General features: G+C 73.0%; 18 protein-coding genes. 1 reads left to right on the forward strand and 17 read right to left on the reverse strand.

Annotated elements, in window-relative coordinates; genetic code table 11:
* The first annotated feature begins 327 nt into the window (after window positions 1-327).
* Window positions 328-729 carry a murein hydrolase activator EnvC family protein gene (locus ACF9IK_RS11935; RefSeq protein WP_395294210.1) on the forward strand — a complete coding sequence of 134 codons (402 nt, stop codon included), beginning with the start codon at window positions 328-330 and terminating at the stop codon, window positions 727-729.
* An 84-nt stretch (window positions 730-813) separates the two neighbouring features.
* Here ACF9IK_RS11935 and ACF9IK_RS11940 read toward each other — a convergent pair whose 3' ends face one another.
* The 17 genes from ACF9IK_RS11940 to ACF9IK_RS12020 form a co-directional block, all read right to left on the reverse strand.
* Window positions 814-1,386: a TetR/AcrR family transcriptional regulator gene (locus tag ACF9IK_RS11940; protein ID WP_395298548.1), complete on the reverse strand. Its 573-nt coding sequence runs from the start codon at window positions 1,384-1,386 to the stop codon at window positions 814-816.
* Window positions 1,387-1,498: 112 nt separating this feature from the next.
* Complete coding sequence (gene whiG, locus ACF9IK_RS11945; RefSeq protein WP_395294211.1) at window positions 1,499-2,509, reverse strand: RNA polymerase sigma factor WhiG; 1,011 nt, start codon at window positions 2,507-2,509, stop codon at window positions 1,499-1,501.
* A gap of 292 nt (window positions 2,510-2,801) precedes the next feature.
* A complete protein-coding gene (dprA, locus tag ACF9IK_RS11950; RefSeq protein ID WP_395294212.1) occupies window positions 2,802-4,013 on the reverse strand; it encodes a DNA-processing protein DprA in 1,212 nt (403 codons plus the stop codon).
* Window positions 4,010-5,785 (reverse strand): YifB family Mg chelatase-like AAA ATPase, encoded by a 1,776-nt coding sequence (locus ACF9IK_RS11955; protein ID WP_395294213.1) that lies wholly within the window; start codon window positions 5,783-5,785, stop codon window positions 4,010-4,012. Before ACF9IK_RS11955 ends, dprA begins: the two co-directional genes overlap by 4 nt.
* 1 nt (window position 5,786) lies before the next feature.
* Entirely contained in the window at window positions 5,787-6,365 is a 579-nt protein-coding gene (locus ACF9IK_RS11960) for a YraN family protein (RefSeq protein WP_395294214.1), read from the reverse strand.
* 294 nt (window positions 6,366-6,659) lie between these two features.
* Entirely contained in the window at window positions 6,660-6,986 is a 327-nt protein-coding gene (locus ACF9IK_RS11965) for a DUF2469 domain-containing protein (RefSeq protein WP_148642766.1), read from the reverse strand.
* 55 nt (window positions 6,987-7,041) lie between these two features.
* A complete protein-coding gene (locus ACF9IK_RS11970) occupies window positions 7,042-7,515 on the reverse strand; it encodes an NUDIX hydrolase (RefSeq protein WP_395294215.1) in 474 nt (157 codons plus the stop codon).
* Window positions 7,516-7,681: 166 nt separating this feature from the next.
* A complete protein-coding gene (lepB, locus tag ACF9IK_RS11975; RefSeq protein ID WP_395294216.1) occupies window positions 7,682-8,440 on the reverse strand; it encodes a signal peptidase I in 759 nt (252 codons plus the stop codon).
* Window positions 8,441-8,585: 145 nt separating this feature from the next.
* Complete coding sequence (lepB, locus tag ACF9IK_RS11980; protein WP_395294217.1) at window positions 8,586-9,584, reverse strand: signal peptidase I; 999 nt, start codon at window positions 9,582-9,584, stop codon at window positions 8,586-8,588.
* A 246-nt stretch (window positions 9,585-9,830) separates the two neighbouring features.
* The gene (lepB, locus tag ACF9IK_RS11985; protein ID WP_395294218.1) at window positions 9,831-10,688 is read right to left on the reverse strand and encodes a signal peptidase I; all 858 of its coding nucleotides are present in this window, start codon (window positions 10,686-10,688) and stop codon (window positions 9,831-9,833) included.
* Between the two features lie 109 nt (window positions 10,689-10,797).
* Window positions 10,798-11,586: a signal peptidase I gene (lepB, locus tag ACF9IK_RS11990; RefSeq protein ID WP_395294219.1), complete on the reverse strand. Its 789-nt coding sequence runs from the start codon at window positions 11,584-11,586 to the stop codon at window positions 10,798-10,800.
* Window positions 11,587-11,801: 215 nt separating this feature from the next.
* Window positions 11,802-12,152 carry a 50S ribosomal protein L19 gene (gene rplS, locus ACF9IK_RS11995; protein ID WP_063347674.1) on the reverse strand — a complete coding sequence of 117 codons (351 nt, stop codon included), beginning with the start codon at window positions 12,150-12,152 and terminating at the stop codon, window positions 11,802-11,804.
* Window positions 12,153-12,306: 154 nt separating this feature from the next.
* Window positions 12,307-13,125: a tRNA (guanosine(37)-N1)-methyltransferase TrmD gene (gene trmD / locus ACF9IK_RS12000; protein WP_395298549.1), complete on the reverse strand. Its 819-nt coding sequence runs from the start codon at window positions 13,123-13,125 to the stop codon at window positions 12,307-12,309.
* A 98-nt stretch (window positions 13,126-13,223) separates the two neighbouring features.
* Entirely contained in the window at window positions 13,224-13,862 is a 639-nt protein-coding gene (gene rimM, locus ACF9IK_RS12005) for a ribosome maturation factor RimM (protein ID WP_395294220.1), read from the reverse strand.
* A 247-nt stretch (window positions 13,863-14,109) separates the two neighbouring features.
* A complete protein-coding gene (locus ACF9IK_RS12010; RefSeq protein WP_030306741.1) occupies window positions 14,110-14,349 on the reverse strand; it encodes an RNA-binding protein in 240 nt (79 codons plus the stop codon).
* A gap of 2 nt (window positions 14,350-14,351) precedes the next feature.
* Window positions 14,352-14,780 (reverse strand): 30S ribosomal protein S16, encoded by a 429-nt coding sequence (gene rpsP / locus ACF9IK_RS12015; protein ID WP_196946892.1) that lies wholly within the window; start codon window positions 14,778-14,780, stop codon window positions 14,352-14,354.
* A 428-nt stretch (window positions 14,781-15,208) separates the two neighbouring features.
* Complete coding sequence (locus ACF9IK_RS12020; RefSeq protein WP_148642772.1) at window positions 15,209-15,787, reverse strand: hypothetical protein; 579 nt, start codon at window positions 15,785-15,787, stop codon at window positions 15,209-15,211.
* Window positions 15,788-15,789 lie beyond the last annotated feature (2 nt).

Raw genomic sequence — 15,789 nt, forward strand, 5'->3', positions numbered from 1 at the left:
CGCTGGCTCCGGGTTCGGGCTCGGGCTCGGGCTCGGCTTCGGGCCCGGGTTCGGGCCCGGGTTCGGGCTCGGCTTCGGGCCCGGGTTCGGCTTCGGCTTCGGTGCCGGAGGCCGGTGCTGGTGGTGCTCGCGGCGCTGCTTCTGACGTCGTTGCCGGCCGGTGCACCGGGGCCGGCGAGTCACGCGGCCGGCCGCGCGGGCCGCTCGGGCGGCTCGGGCGGCTCGGGCAGTGGCGCGGACGGCGGGGGCACCGCAGGCGGGGGCGCTCACGGGTCCACGGCCGGAACCGATCCCGGGCGGGCGTGGCCGGCGGGTGGGCCGGAGGGCGTGCTCGCCCGGTTCGAGGCCCCGCCGAAGCCGTGGGCGGCCGGCCACCGGGGCGTCGACCTGGCTGCCGCACCCGGCTCGGCCGTCCGTGCTGCGGCACCCGGAGTGGTCTCGTACTCCGGTCCGGTGGCCGGCCGACCGGTGGTCACCGTCATCCACCCGGCCTCCGGCACTCCACCCCTGCGGACCACCTACCTGCCGGTCACCGGTGCCGTCCCGGTGGGCACCACGGTCGCAGCCGGTCAGGTGATCGGACACGTCGCGGGCAGCACCGGCACCGGCCACTGCGGCGGCAACGACTGCCTGCACTGGGGCCTGCTGCGCGGCGATCGCTACCTCGACCCGCCGGCCCTGTTCGGGGCCGGTGCCTCGCGGCTGCTCCCGCTCGGGCACGCCGGTTGAGCCGGCCCGGAGCGGGCCGGTCGGGCAGGCTCGGAGGCACGCCGACCGTGTGAGCGTACTGACCGCGTCAGCGCACCGACCACGTCAGCGCCGGTCGAGGCCGCGCAGGGCGAGGGCGACGGCCGCGTCCGCAATGGCGCCGGGGCTCTCGGCGCAGCCGCCTGCGGCGCTCTGCTCGGCCTGCCGCACCGCGGCCTCCACGATCCCCTGGAGCAGCGCCGCCGCCAGCCGCGGACTCGCGTGCCCGAGGTCTTCCAGGGCCTGGACGACGAGCCCGACCAGCTTGCCGTGTGCGGTCCGGATGCGTTCGCGCGCCGCCTCGTCCAGCTCCAGCGCCGAGATCGCCATCACCGCCCGGTGCCGCGGATCCCCGGCCAGTGCGAGCTGCCCCCGGACGTACGCGTCGATCCGGTCGACCGCGGTGTCACAGCTTTCCATCCCGGCCTCGATCTCGGCCGCCCAGAGCGGGAAGTCGACCTCGCACAGCGCCTCGACCACGGCGGCGCGGGAACGGAAGTACTCGTAGACCGAGGAGCGGGCCAGTCCGGTGCGTGCCGCGAGCGCGGGAAAGGTCAGGGCCTCCATGCCTCCCGCGGTGAGGAGACTGCGGGCAGCATCGAGTAGGGCAGCCCGCTGCTGCTGGCGGTGCTCGGCCAAGGTGGCCGCACGGATCTTCGGCACCCTCTCACTCTACGGAGCCCTACACCCGCTGGACACGGCACCGCACGAAAAGCGCACGACTCGGCCCGTCGGTGGTGCCGCCGAGGGGCTACCGGATGTCCGACAGCTTGGCGCGCAGTTGGAGGACCGACTTGGTGTGGATCTGGCTCACCCGGCTCTCCGTCACCCCGAGGACCTGTCCGATCTCGGCGAGGGTCAGCCCCTCGTAGTAGTAGAGCGTCACCACCGTCTTCTCCCGCTCCGGGAGCGTGTTGACGGCCTGGGCGAGCAACCGGCGCAGCTCCCTGTCCTCGGCCACCTCGACGGGGTTGTCCGCGCCGTGGTCCTCCAGGGTGTCCATCAGACTCAGCCGGTCCCCGTCGCCGCCGACCGGGTGCAGCAGTTCGTCCAGCGCCACCACATTGGCGAGCGAGAGCTGGCTGAAGATGGCGTGCAGGTCCTCGATCGCGATGCCCATCTCCGCCGCGACCTCGGGTTCGTGCGGCGTCCGGCGCAGTCGGGCCTCCAGCGTCGCGTAGGTGCGCTCGACCGCCTTGGCCTTCTGCCGCACCGAGCGCGGGATCCAGTCCAGCGCCCGCAGCTCGTCGATGATCGCACCGCGGATCCGGCTGATGGCGTACGTCTCGAACTTGATGGCCCGGTCGATGTCGAACTTCTCGATCGCGTCGATCAGGCCGAAGACGCCGGAGGAGACGAAGTCGGCCTGCTCGACGTTGGACGGCAGGCCGACCCCGACGCGGCCCGCCACGTACTTGACGAGCGGGGAGTAGTGCAGGATCAGCTGCTCCCGCAGCCGCTGATCACCCGTCTCCTTGTAGGAGCGCCAGAGCGCTTCCAGCGCCGTGCGTTCGTGACCGGCCGGCCCCCGCCGGGGAGCAGGCGTTTCGGCGGCCGCCGTGGCCGGGCCGGGGGCGCCTGCCTCCGGGCCCGGGACGCCCCCCGCCGGGCCCGGGACGACAGGTGACCCGGTGACGGGAACCGGCTGGCCCGGAGCGGCCGACTGGCCGGTGGGCTCCTGCGCACCCTGCTCGTCCGGCCACCCGGTGCGCTCCCCGTTCGGGGCCGGCCGGCCACCACCCTGCCGCGTCAGGCCCCCCATCGCACCCGTCGCCTTGGGCGGGAACTCGGTCACGGGGCGCCGCTCGGTCCGCGGCCCTCCCGAGGACCGGGCGCCACCGGTCACTCTGTGTCCGGGAATGTGTCTGGGCATGCGTTGGTCTGCGCCGTTCTGCCGAGTCATGTGCTGATAGGGAAGGCATGGCGAGCGTAGCGTGACCGAGTCGCTGCATTGTGCTACCGCCACTCGGTCGTCCCCCGATCCGGTGGCGTTCGTGTCACCGGATCCGGGCACGGGAGCACGGGCCGGGCCGCACGCCGCCTTCCGCCTCCGCTCAACCGCCCCCTCTCCGCCGCACCAACCGCCAGTGCGCGCCGTGCCGTTCGACGAAGCCGAGCGATCCCAACTCGTAGAGCCGATGGAGCACTTCGTCCGGCGGCAGGCCGGACTGACGGGCCAACCGCTCCACGGGTGCACCCTCCGCCGTGGCCGGCACAGCCTCCAGCACCCGGGCGACCGCCGGCTCCAGCAGGTCCCTGGGCACCACCGGCCCGCTTCGCTGCGGCGCCAGATCGTCACCGATCGCCCCGATCAGCTCGACCACCTCGGCCGCATCGGTGACCAGTCCTGCGCCGCCACTGCGGATCAGGGCGTGCACTCCGGCGGAGAGGTCCGAGGTCACCGGACCCGCGACGCCCATGGTGTGCCGGTTGAGGTCTCGGGCACGTCTGGCCGTACTGAGCGCGCCACTGCGCAGCGCCGCCTCCACCACCACGGTGCCCCGGGTGAGGGCGGCGATGACTCGGTTGCGCAGTACGAACCGGAACCTCGTCGGGTGCTCGCCCGGCGGAAGTTCGCTCACCAGCAGGCCCTGGCCGGCGATCCGCCGGATCAGCTCGGTGTTGCCGCGGGGGTAGGCCACGTCCACCCCACAGGCCAGGACGCCGATGGTCATGCCGCCCACGGCCAACGCGCCCCGGTGCGCGCAGGCGTCGATCCCGTAGGCCGCGCCGGACGTCACCACCCAGCCCCGTTCGGCGAGCTGGGCGGAGAGCTCCCCAGCCACGTGCGCGCCGTAAGCGGTGCAGGCCCGCGCCCCGACGACCGCCACCGAGCGGAGGGCGAGCAGGCGCAGCGAGCCCGTTCCCGCCACCCAGAGTCCGATCGGACGCCCGTCCCCCAGGTCGTCCAGCTGGCTCGGCCACTCGGTGTCGCCCGGAATGATGAACCGCCCGCCGGCGGTTCGCACCCGCTCCAGATCGGCGGCCGGATCGACGTCGACCAGCCTGGCCCGGTAGGCGGCCAGCCGGCTCGCGTCCGGACCCGGGTGGTCGGGTACGGTGCCGTCCCGGATCGTCCGGACCACGTCGGCGGCGGGTAGCTCTGCCAGCCAGCGGCCCACCACGGCGTCACCCGGTTCGGTGAGCCTGGTCAGCACCGCCCTGGCCCGCCGCTCGGTCTCCCGGCCGGCAGCGGCCCCGGAACCGTCCCCGTCGCCCGGGGCGCCCTCGGCGGGGCCCTGAGGGAGGTTCAACGTCCGGCTCATGCCTCGTCCCCTTCGCCTTCGCCTTCGGACGGCTGGTCGGCCATCGCACCGGACGCCGTCGCGGCCGCGGAACGCCGGGTACGCGACTGCGTCCGTTTCGCGGTCCCGGGCTGGTCCGTCCGCGGTTCACCTCCGCCCAATCGGCCGGGCGTGCCGAACCGGGAGATGGAGCCCTCGGGCAGCGGCATCCCCTGCTCCACGCCGGTGCGCAGCACCAGGGCCGTCCGGACGTCCCGCTGGTCCGGTCGGTCGTGCCCGGCGAGATCGGCGACCGTCCACGCGACCCGGAGCACCCGGTCCAGGCCGCGGGCGGTCAGCAGGCCGCGCTCCAGTTGGCGCGCGGCGTCGTCGAGCGCCCCGGGCGTGAGCTGCCAGCGGGTGCGCAGTTCATGGCCGGGAACCTCCGCGTTGGTCCGCCACGGCGTGTTGGCCAACCGGGCCGCCGCGCGCTCCCGCGCCGCCAGCACCCGCGCCGCGACGGTCTCGGTGCTCTCCGCCGTGCTGTCCCGCTCCATCAGTTCGGCCCGGGTGACCGGGGCCACCTGGACCTGGAGGTCGACCCGGTCGAGCAGCGGCCCGGACAACCTCCCCTGGTACCGGCCGACCATCGCCGGGGTGCACTCGCAGCCCTCGCCCCGCCGCGAGTGGCGCCCGCACGGGCACGGATTCGCCGCCAGGCAGAGCAGGAACCTGGCCGGGAGCCGGAGCGATCCGGCCGATCGGGCGATCACCACCTCGCCCGACTCCAGCGGCTGGCGCAACGCGTCGAGCACCCGGACGGGGAACTCGGGTGCTTCGTCGAGGAAGAGCACCCCGCGGTGCGCCAACGAGACCGCGCCCGGCCGGGGCAGGCCACTGCCGCCGCCGACGATGGCCGGCATGGTGGTGGAGTGGTGCGGGGCGCAGTAGGGCGGGCTGTCGATCAGCGGTCGCCCGGCGGGGAGCAGGCCCGCCACGGAGTGCACGGCGGTCACCTCCAGCGCCTCCTTCTGGGTGAGCGGCGGCAGCAGTGCCGGGAGCCGCTCGGCCAGCATGGTCTTCCCCGCGCCGGGCGGCCCCTTGAGATAGAGGTGGTGGCCGCCGGCGGCGGCGATCTCCAGTGCCCGGCGGGCCTCGTACTGGCCGGCCACGTCGGCCAGGTCGAGGCGGGCCGCCTTGTCGTCCGGCAGACCGCGAACCCCGGCGGTGGGCAGCATCAGGCCGGCCATCAGTGGATCGGGGCGGCCGCCGATCGGGTCCGGTGGCTCCTCCGGCTCCGGCATTCCGGTGAGGACGGCGACCAGCTGGCGCAGGCTGCGCACGCCGATCACGGTGACCCCGGGGACCAGTGAGGCCTCGGCAGCGGTCTGCTCGGCCACCACGACCCGCTGGTAGCCGGCGTCCGCCGCGGCCAGTACCGAGGGGAGCACGCCGCGCACCGGACGCACCCGTCCGTCCAGCCCCAGCTCACCGATGATCAGCAGGTCGGCGATGGACGACGGGTCCAGCCGTTCGGCGGCCGCGAGCACCGCGCAGGCGACGGCGAGGTCGAAGCCGCTGCCGCTCTTGGGCACCGAGGCCGGGCTGAGCCCGACCGTCAGCTTCCGCTGCGGCCACGCCTCGCCGCTGTTGACGACGGCCGCGCGCACCCGGTCGCGGGCCTCGGACAGCGCCTTGTCGGGCAGGCCGACCAGGGTGAACGCGGCGACGCCCGGTTCGAGGTCGGCCTGGACCTCGACGATCACGCCGTCGACACCGACCAGGGCGACCGAGCAGGTGCGGGCGAAGGCCATCTCAGACCACCCCCCGCAGGTGTTCGACCGAGGCGGCGCCCCGCGTCCGGTTCACGACGGCCACGAGGTCGATCCGGACGCCACCGGGCGGAACGGGCGGCCGCTGCGGATCGGCGGGCGACCGCTGGTGGCCGGTCCCGACGAGCTCGGCGAAGTGGCCGGGCCAGCGCTCGGCCATCCAGCGCTCCGCCAGCCGCTGCAGCCTGGCGGCCTTGGCCCGGCCGATCGCCTCGCCGGGCTGCTGGAAGCCCCGCTCGGAACGGGTCTTCACCTCGCAGACGGCGAGGGTGTCCCCGTCGAGGGCGACGATGTCGAGCTCGCCCTCGACGCAGCGCCAGTTCCGGTCCAGGATCCGGAGCCCGCTCTCGGCCAGCTGGCGGGCGGCGACACGCTCCCCGTAGCGGCCGAGGCCGTTGTTCGAGCTCCGCCCCGCGGCGCCGGGCCGGACGGCCCGGACGCAGGGTCGGGCCGGGACGCCCGGCCGATCCCGGACGCCGGTGCGCTCGTGGGGAACCGGCAGGTCGGGCGCGGGAAGGTGCGGACCGGCCCCGCCCGGGTCCGCCAGAAGCTCGTCCGGCACGACCAGGTCCGGCAGAACCGGATCCGGTGCGACCGGGCTCGCAGGCCGGCCCGGGCGGGCCTTCGGCGACTCGGTCTTCTTTCGCACGGTGCGTGTGCCGCACGTGCTGCGTTTGGTGTCCTGCACGGTGACCACCTCCGCCGGGGAGGTTGCCGCGCAGCCCGGGGCCGGGCCAGGGGATCGTTCTTTCCTGTGGACAACTCAGGCCTGTGGATAACCTCTGTCACCCGCAGGGGTGAGAATCCCGGAATACCCGAAATTCCCCTGGACATCCGGACACCAGGGGGTCCAACGTCAGTTCCCGAAGCCGGAATCGTCCGAGGGCAGCTCAAGATCGCTCTTCGCGAGCTCCTCGATGTTCACGTCCTTGAAGGTCAGCACCCGGACCTTGCGGACGAACCGGGCCGGCCGGTACATGTCCCAGACCCACGCATCCGCCATCGACACCTCGAAGAAGACCTCGCCCTGGACCGAGTGCACCTGCAGCTCGTAGTCGTTGGTGAGGTAGAAACGTCGCTCGGTCTCGATCACGTACTTGAACAGGCCGACGACGTCCCGGTACTCCCGGTAGAGCTTGAGCTCCATCTCGGTCTCGTACTTTTCGAGATCTTCGGCACTCATCCAGGCGTCCCCTCAACTTGTCACGTCCACCCATTGTGGACCACCGCACCTGCCCTCAGAGCCTTACCGGAGTGACCGGCGGCCCCTCGGTCACCAGGAGTTCCAGGAAGTCCGCCAATCCGACCGGGTAGACCGTCTCGGCAGTGGTCCTGAGCTCGTCGATCGTCCACCAACGCGCCGCGAGCAGCTCCGCGTGCTCGTCCGCCCCCATGCCGGAGTGGTCGAGCGCCGTCTGCGCGGTCCGCGCCAGGTGGAACCACTGCTCCTGGTCGTAGCGCTGTCCCCGAAAGGAGAACGAAGCCGTGCCGTGCGCCACCACCGGCCCCAGCTCCACGCCCCTCAGCCCGGTCTCCTCCGCGAGCTCGCGCACCGCCGCATCGCGGACGCTCTCGCCGGGTTCCAAGCCGCCGCCGGGGGTGAACCACCAGGTCACCTCCGGCACCGCCGGGTCCGAGGCCCGGAAGAGCAGGATGCGGTCCTGCCCGTCCAGCAGCAGGATCCGTGCGGCCCTGCGTCGTTTCGGCTCCATGGCGGCGCTCCCCCCTCCCCTCGGTCCTCGCGGCGGCTCCCCCGATCCTGCCACCCGGCGCGACCGTCGCGGGCGATGTTCGCCAGAGCCGCGCGGGCGGGCGGGGCGGCCCCGGCGGCCTCGTCCGTGGACGAGCGGACCGCGCACGCCGTGGTGGCGCCGGTGGTCAGGCCGCCCGGCGGCGCCGGAGCCGGCGGGTCAGACCAGCGACGCCGCCCACGGCGGAGATCAGCACGATCAACGCTCCACCGGCAACGCAGGCGTAGAAGGCCGGCTCCAGCGGTCCCGGTTCCCCGGCCTTCGCGCCGCCGATCGCGTCGAAGGCGGAGGTGCGGGCGAACAGACCGGTCCGGCCGAACGGCAGGACGGTGGCCTCCACCCGGGCCTCGACCTCGCTCGCGGCGATGGTGCCGCCGTCGATCTCCAGGTGGACGCGGGAGTCCAGCGAGCCCTGTCGGTTGTCGCCGAGCACGAAGAGCCGCCCGGGCGGCACGTCCACGCTGAAAGTGCTGCCCTGCGGGCCCTGCGACGCCAGGTACGGCTCCTCCACCGGCTTGCCGTTGACGGTCAGCCGTCCGCCGTCGCCCGTGGTGGCCACCGTGTCGCCGCCGACGGCGACGACCCGCTTCACCATGAGCTGGCCGCCCCAGGCCTGGTCACGGAAGACCACGACGTCCCCGCGGCCGACGGTCGAACCCCCGACCTCCCGCGCCAGCACGGTGTCCCCGGACTTCAGCGTGGGGGACATCGAGCCGGTCGGAATGCCGTACGGCCGGTAGTCGACGGCCATGACGGCGAAGCCGCCGACCAGGAGCAGCAGGCCGAGCCCGATCAGTACGCTCTGGAGGACCGCCGCCGGTCTGCGCCGGGGCCGCGTGACGGGGGCCGGGCGCTCGGCCGCCTCTTCCACGACACTGCTGCTCATCGACACCGTCCAACCCCGACCGAACCGGAAACGCTCACGGCGCGCCGGGGCCACAGGTGGAGAACCCGGCGGGCCGTGGCACGTCCGAGCAGATTACTCGTCGGTACCACGGCCCGCGCAAGACCTCGGGGCGCCCTGGCTGGGGTCAGGACTGCTGCCGGCGCTCCGCGCGGTCCCGCAGCCGGCGCACCACCGGGAGCAGGGCGACGGCTCCGACCGCACCGGCTGCGGGCGGCACCAGCGGCACGCGCGCCGCGAGGCCCTTCTGGTCGAAGGTCTCCGGCACCGGGAGCGTCGCCCAGCGGTTCAGCGGCCAGGCCACCACGAACGCGCGGCCGATCACGTCGTCCACCGAGACGGTGCCGCCGCCCGGCTGGTCCATGTGGAAGCGGGAGTCCAGCGAGTCGCCGCGGTGGTCGCCCATCACCCAGATCCGGCCTTCCGGCACCTTCACCGGGCCGAAGTCCTTCATCTGGCAGGGCGTGTTGCCGGGGTAGACGTACGGCTCGTTGAGCGCGATCCCGTTGACCTTGACCGGACCGTCGCCCTCGCACTCGACGGTGTCCCCGCCGACCGCGATGACCCGCTTGATCAGGTCCTTCTCGTTGTCGGAGGGCATCAGGCCGACGAAGCTGAGCACGTCCTGGACGCCGCGGACGAAGGAGTTGCCGCTCTGCTTGGTGGGTTCGTCGGCGAGCCAGCCGCCCGGGTCCTTGAACACCACGACCTCGCCGCGTTCCGGCTCGGCACCGAACCACGGCGTGAGCTTGTCCACCAGCACGCGATCGCCGACCTGAAGCGTGTTCTGCATCGACTCCGACGGAATGGAGAACGCCTGGACGAAGAAGGTCTTGATCACGAGCGCGAGGACGAGCGCGATGCCGACCAGGATCGGCAGCTCCTTCCAGAAGGAGCGCGGCTTGCGCTCCTTGTCCTCCGGCTTCTCCGGACTCTCCTCCAAGGAGCTCTCGTCGCGGAGGCCGTCGGGGGCGTCACCCGTGCCGTTGCCCTGGTCGTCGGCGGACTGGGCCGCCGCGTCCTCGGCGGACGAGGGCACCGCGGACCCCGTGGACCGGGTCGCCCGGCCGCCGGAGCCCTCGGGCTCTCCGGCGCCTGAGCGGGCGCCGATCACCAAATCCCCCACAACGTCTCCTCCCTGCTGTGCGGACGCCCGCGCGCCCGCGCTCACAGTGCCGCACAGCGGGCACCACACTTCCACCACCGACCGTGAACGCCCCAGGGGCTGCCCTCCGGGCGACACCTGACACCAGCACAGCCTCGGACGCGGCCGTTGTCGGGTACCGGCCGCATCAGGACTTCTCTATCACTCCCAGGCATCCGGCTCGCGCTCCCACACGCGCGGCCCGACCGGCCGCCGGGCCGGGCGGGGCTAGGCCGGACGCCGCCCCGGCCGACGGCCGACGAGCGGAAGGATGCCCAACACACCCATAACGAGCGGAGGTTCCATCGGAACCGGCCCCGCGCCCGGCGAATCCGGCGCAGCGTCACGGGCCTGCGGGGCCTTGGCCAGCTTGGAGAGTGAACTCGGCGCATCAAGTTGATTGATCCGGCTCACCGGCCAGACGATCGTGAAGGCTCGGCCGACCACACCACTCAGCGGGATCGTGCCCTGCCCCGGATTCCCCATGTGGAAGCGGGAGTCGGCGGACACGTCCCGGTGGTCGCCCATGACCCAGAGCCGCCCCTGCGGGACCTTCACCTCGAAGGGCTGCCGGGAGGGCGGATTGCCCGCCGCCAGGTACGGCTCGTCGATCGGGGTGCCGTTCACACTGACGCGGCCCTGGTCGTCGCAGCACTCCACGGTGTCCCCACCGACGCCGATCACACGCTTGATCAGATCCTGCTCGCTGTCGGACGGCAGCAGCCCGACGAAGGTGAGGACCTGCTTGGCCCCACGCAGCACCGGCCCGTCCGCGGAGGGCTGGTGATCGGACTCCAGCCAGCCCCCCGGGTCCTTGAACACCACGACGTCGCCGCGCTCCGGCTCGGCACCGAACCAGGGGGTGAACTTGTCCACCAGCACCCGGTCCCCGATCTGGATGGTCTGCTCCATCGACCCGGAGGGGATCACGAAGACCTGCACCAGAAACGACTTCATCACCAGCGCCACCAGCAGCGCGACGAGGACGATCAGCGGGAACTCACGCAGCAGCGAGCGCTTGCGGCGACGCGCCGCCCGGCGCGCGGTGCGGCGCCGATCGGCCCTGCCGCGGGCGGGTATCGCCACCTCCGCGTCGGCCGGTCCCGCGGCATCCGCCCGTCCGGCCGGACGGGCGGCGGGGCCGGCGGTGGACCGGGCCGCGGAGCGGTCGGCGGGGCGGTCGGCTACACGTCCTCTACCTCTGGTCCCCATGGCCACCGGTCCCCCCTGCCGCTGCGAACGCCGACGACCGGCCCAGGCCACCGGCCCAGTGGCCGATCGGGTAGACCACCCAGTCCGCCCGGCCGATCACCCTGCCCTCCGGGACGAAGCCTCCGCCGGGCTCGCCCAGGTGGTCACGCGAATCGCGGGAGGCGCTCCGGTGGTCGCCCATCACGAAGAGCTTTCCGGCCGGGACGACCACGTCGAATGCCACGTCCGACGGTTCGTCCCCCGGCGTCAGGTAGGAGGACTCGTCGATCGGCACGCCGTTGACGGTGATCCGCCCGCCCGGACCGGTGCTGGTCACCCGGTCGCCGCCGACGCCGATGACCCGCTTCACGTACACGGAGTCGCCGGCCGGGGCCAGGCCCAGGTTCTGGGCGAACGCACGCAGCGAGTCCCCGAAGCCGGTCGGCTTGGCCGGTCCACGCCGGAAGGAGCCCGTCCCGTCGAAGACCACGACGTCGCCGCGCTCGGGGTGACCCCCGAAGGCGTAGGCGAGCTTGTTCGCGACCAGGCGGTCGCCCGAGCGCAGGCTGTTCTCCATCGAGGCGGACGGCACCGAGAACGGCCTCGCCACGAAGGCGTTCACCAGCAACAGGGTGAGCAGGCAGATACCCGCGAGCAGCAGCAGATCACGCGAGCGCCACCGTGACCGGAGCTCCTCCTCGGCGGCTTCCGGCTCCTCCGGCTCTTCGGGCTCGCCGGAGTCGCCGGCGGCCTCCGGATCCCCGGCCCCTCTCGCCTCGCCGGTCTCCTCCACCTCCCCGGCTGCACCCGGCTGCCGGGCCGCTCCGGGCCTGTCGAGCTCCCCGGAAACAGCCGCGGACCGCGGCGGCAAGTCCGCACCAATGGGTGCGGGACGGCCGTCGCGGTCCGCGGATGGTTCGTGCGTGCTCATCGGAGGCTGAGCTTACCTTGCGGCAGCCGCCCTCCCCAGAGCGATCCGATCCCCCGACAAGGCCGGGAGACGGTGGATCAGCGGTCGCGCTTCTCCTTGATCTTCGCGGCCTTGCCGCGGAGGTCACGCAGGTAGTACAGCTTGGCGCGGCGAACCGCACCGCGGGTCACGACCTCGATCTTCTCGACGACCGGGGTGTGCACCGGGAAGGTGCGCTCCACGCCGACGTTGAAGCTGACCTTGCGAACGGTGAAGGTCTCGCCGACACCGGCGCCGTGGCGGCGGATGACGACGCCCTGGAAGACCTGGACACGGGAGCGGTTGCCCTCGATGACCCGGACGTGGACCTTCAGGGTGTCACCGGCGCGGAAGGCCGGGATGTCGCTACGCAGCGAGGCCGCGTCGACAGCAGCGAGCTTGTTGCTCATGTTGCTCTCCATCGCAGGCGCCACGGGCCGCCCACGGAAGTTCGTCACAATGGGGTCTGCTGCGGGCCGCATCGGAGGGCGGTGATCCCCCCGTGGCGGGGGCACCGGTCCACGTGACCCCTACGGGAGGGGCCCAGCGACAGACAGCAGCGGCCTATTCTTCCACATCATCGGCCACGGACCGAAATCGGCCGAGGCCCTCGTCCCAGGCCAGCCCGAGGATGCTGAGCGCCTCGCGCTCCTTCTTGTCGAAGGCGCCGTACTGCCATCGTGCGACCAGGTCGGGGCGGTTCGCCAGGGTACGGGCGAACGCCTGCTCGCGCCGCCAGCGGGCGATCCGGCCGTGATTGCCGCTGAGCAGGACGTCCGGCACCGTCCGGCCGCGCCACTCGGCGGGCTTCGTGTAGACCGGCCCCTCCAGCAGGTCGGCCATCGCCCCCGGTGCGAAGGAGTCGTCGCGGTGCGACTCCGCGTTGCCGAGCACACCGGGCAGCAGCCGGGCGATCGCCTCGACCATCACCAGAACGGCGACCTCACCGCCGGCCAGCACGTAGTCGCCGATCGACGCCTCGACCACCGGCATCCGGGTGGCGGCCTCCTCGATCACCCGGCGGTCGATGCCCTCGTAGCGGGCGGGGGTGAACGTCAGCCACGGGCGGCCGGCGAGCTCCTGCGCCAGCTCCTGGGTGAACGGACGACCGCTGGGAGTGGGCACCACGAGCGTGGGCACCTCACCCGCCGGCCCCTTGCCGATCACCGCGTCCAGGGCCTCACCCCACGGCTCGGGCTTCATCACCATGCCGGGGCCGCCGCCGTACGGGCTGTCGTCCACCGTCCGGTGGACGTCGTACGTCCAGTCACGCAGGTCGTGGACGTGCACGTCGAGCTGGCCGCGGGCGCGGGCCTTGCCGACCAGCGAGATGTTCAGCGGCTCCAGGTACTCGGGGAAGATCGTGACGACGTCTATCCGCATGCCGTCCTGGACGGCCGATGCGCCGGATGCGCCGGATGCGCCCGACGCTCCCGCCGTGTCCGGCAGACCCTCCGCGCCCGGCGAGGCTTCGATGGCGCTCACGCCGGCTCCTCCGCCCCGGACTCCGTCGAGCCCTCCGCCGGCCCCGCGCCGTCGACGCCCTCGGCGTCCTCCGCGCCCGCCGCCTCGCCCGAGCCCTCGGACGCGCCACGCGCGACCTCGGCCTCCTCCGGGTCGATCAGGCCGGGCGGCGGGTCGAGCACCGCGCGCTGGTTCTCCAGGTCGATGGTCGGCACGATGCGGCTGACGAACGGCACCAGCACCTCCGTCCCGTCCGGCTTCTTCACCGTCAGCAGGTCCTGGTAGGGCAGGTGGACGACCTCGGTCAGCTCGCCGACCGGGGTGCCGTCGAGCAGCACCACGTCCAGGCCGATCAGCTGGTGGTCGTAGTACTCCTCCGGGTCATCCGGGCGCTCCTCCGGGTCGACCTCGGCGATCAGGATGGTGCCGCGCAGCGCCTCGGCGGCGTTGCGGTCCTTGACGCCGGCGAAACGCAGCAGCAGACGGCCGCTGTGCACCTTGCCGGACTCGACGGTCAGCGGCCCGGCCGACACGGGGTCGGTGAGTAGGACGGCACCAGGGCCGAGCCGGAGCTCCGGCTCGTCGGTGCGGACCTCGACGCTGACGTCCCCCCTGATGCCGTGGGCGCGGCCGATCTTGCCGACGACGAGCTGCACGGTGATCGTTCTCCTGGATCGGTGCTGTGGGTGCGGTGGTGCGTGGGTGCGGTGGTGCGTGGCCGCGGAAAGCGGTGCCGGGGTGCTGCGGTGCTGCTGCATTGCTCGGGCGCTGCGGCGCTGCAATGCCCGCCGCGCCGGCGGCGCCCTTCGGAAGGGTGCACGAACGGCGCAGAACGGAGAAGGCCGACCGGGACGCATGCGTCCCGGTCGGCCTCAAGCCCTGACGGCTGAACGAGCAGCGGCGTCAGCGAATGCTGTCCACGTCGACCAGGTCGACCCGGACGTTGCGACCGCCGAGGGCGCCGACCACGGTGCGCAGTGCGCGCGCCGTGCGGCCGCCCCGGCCGATCACCTTGCCGAGATCATCGGGGTGCACCCGCACCTCGATGGTGTTACCCCGACGCAGGTTGCGCGAACGCACCTGCACCTCGTCGGGGTGCTCGACGATGCCCTTCACCAGGTGGTCGAGGGCGTCCTCGATCACGATCAGGCCTCGGCGGCGGCGTCGGCCTCAGCCTCGGCCTTGTCCGACTTCTTGGCCTTCGGGGTGATGGCGACACCGGTGGTGGCGTCCTCGAAGCCGGCGACGGCCTTCGCGAACAGGTGCGAGAAGTCCTCGACCTTCGGCTCGGCGACCTTCAGCGGCTCCGGAGCCGGCAGGCCCTTGAACTTCTGCCAGTCGCCGGTCAGCTTGAGGATGGCGAGCACCGGCTCGGTCGGCTGGGCGCCGACGGACAGCCAGTACTGGGCGCGGTCGCTGTCGACCTCGATCTTCGAGGGGTTGTAGGTCGGCTGGTAGATGCCGATCTCCTCGATCGCGCGGCCGTCACGCTTGGTGCGGGCGTCGGCGACGACGATGCGGTAGTGCGGGGAGCGAATCTTGCCGAGACGCTTGAGCTTGATCTTGACTGCCACGGGAGTGGAATCTCCTGGTGTTGACGTGGGTGAGCAGCCTCGCCGTCGCGTGGGGTTGCGGGGCGGACCGTTCAGGGGACACGCCAGCCGTAGGAGAGAGGGGTCCTGCTCGGCTGCCGAGTACTCAGCTGTCCATTCTGCCATATCGGCGGCGACAGGCTTCACCGGACCTTCGCAGGTCCGACCGGGAGCCCCCGCTCCCGGTCAGCCCGAACACGCCCGGCGCGTCCTCCGCGTCCTCCGCGTCCCGGCACGCGCGGCAGACCTGCCGCCCGCACCGTCCGTCCACACCATCCGAAGTCGATCCGCGCCGGCCGAAACCGACGGTCGACACCGCCGGTCACCACCGGCGGCCGTTCCGACCGCACCGCTGCCCGCACAGCCGTCGGCCGGTACTGCTGGTACTGCCGGTACTGCTGGTTCCGCCGTCAGGCGATCTTGAAGGGCTGCTGGCACGCGCCGCAGACGATGGACGCCTGCGCGAGCACCGAGGGAACGACGCGGACGTTGCGCCCGCAGCCGCACACCGCCTTGACCCGGACGCCGCCCCCGGAGGAGCCGTGTCGGGCCGCCGGGCCGCGGAAGGCGCGAGTGGCACCGTCACCGGCCACCGCCTCCTGGTGGGCACCGAGGGCCCGGTCCAGGCGTTCGATGGTCTCCGCGTACCGCTCCCGCGTCTCCTTGAGCATGGTCACCTGGGAGAAGCCGCTGCTGGCGTGCGGTTCGACCGGGTGGGCCAGGCCCAGCTCGGAGGCGAGGAGCAGGAAGCGCCGGTTGTGGTAGCGGCCGGCCCGCGAGGTGTCCCGGATGTCCCGGGCCGCGGCCAGACCATGGGCGGCCTCGTGGAGGAGCCGCTCGAAGCCGAGCCGGGTGCCACAGGCCGAGGAGGACTCGCCGATCAGCGCCTCGGGCGAGGCGAGGTCGGGGAGGTCCTGATGGAAGGCCTGGATGTCGCTCCAGGCGGCGGCCAGTTCGGCCGCGAGGACGAGGGGCTGTGTCGTGCTCACGC

It is taken from the genome of Kitasatospora hibisci (assembly GCF_043950205.1).
Taxonomy (GTDB): domain Bacteria; phylum Actinomycetota; class Actinomycetes; order Streptomycetales; family Streptomycetaceae; genus Kitasatospora; species Kitasatospora hibisci.

Bases quoted from the DNA above. Each gene is read 5' to 3' on its own strand.
- whiG (WP_395294211.1), bottom strand. From the start codon at position 2,509: ATGGGGGGCCTGACGCGGCAGGGTGGTGGCCGGCCGGCCCCGAACGGG.
- dprA (WP_395294212.1), bottom strand. From the start codon at position 4,013: ATGAGCCGGACGTTGAACCTCCCTCAGGGCCCCGCCGAGGGCGCCCCG.
- ACF9IK_RS11955 (WP_395294213.1), bottom strand. From the start codon at position 5,785: ATGGCCTTCGCCCGCACCTGCTCGGTCGCCCTGGTCGGTGTCGACGGC.
- ACF9IK_RS11965 (WP_148642766.1), bottom strand. From the start codon at position 6,986: ATGAGTGCCGAAGATCTCGAAAAGTACGAGACCGAGATGGAGCTCAAG.
- ACF9IK_RS11970 (WP_395294215.1), bottom strand. From the start codon at position 7,515: ATGGAGCCGAAACGACGCAGGGCCGCACGGATCCTGCTGCTGGACGGG.
- lepB (WP_395294216.1), bottom strand. From the start codon at position 8,440: ATGAGCAGCAGTGTCGTGGAAGAGGCGGCCGAGCGCCCGGCCCCCGTC.
- rplS (WP_063347674.1), bottom strand. From the start codon at position 12,152: ATGAGCAACAAGCTCGCTGCTGTCGACGCGGCCTCGCTGCGTAGCGAC.
- trmD (WP_395298549.1), bottom strand. From the start codon at position 13,125: ATGCGGATAGACGTCGTCACGATCTTCCCCGAGTACCTGGAGCCGCTG.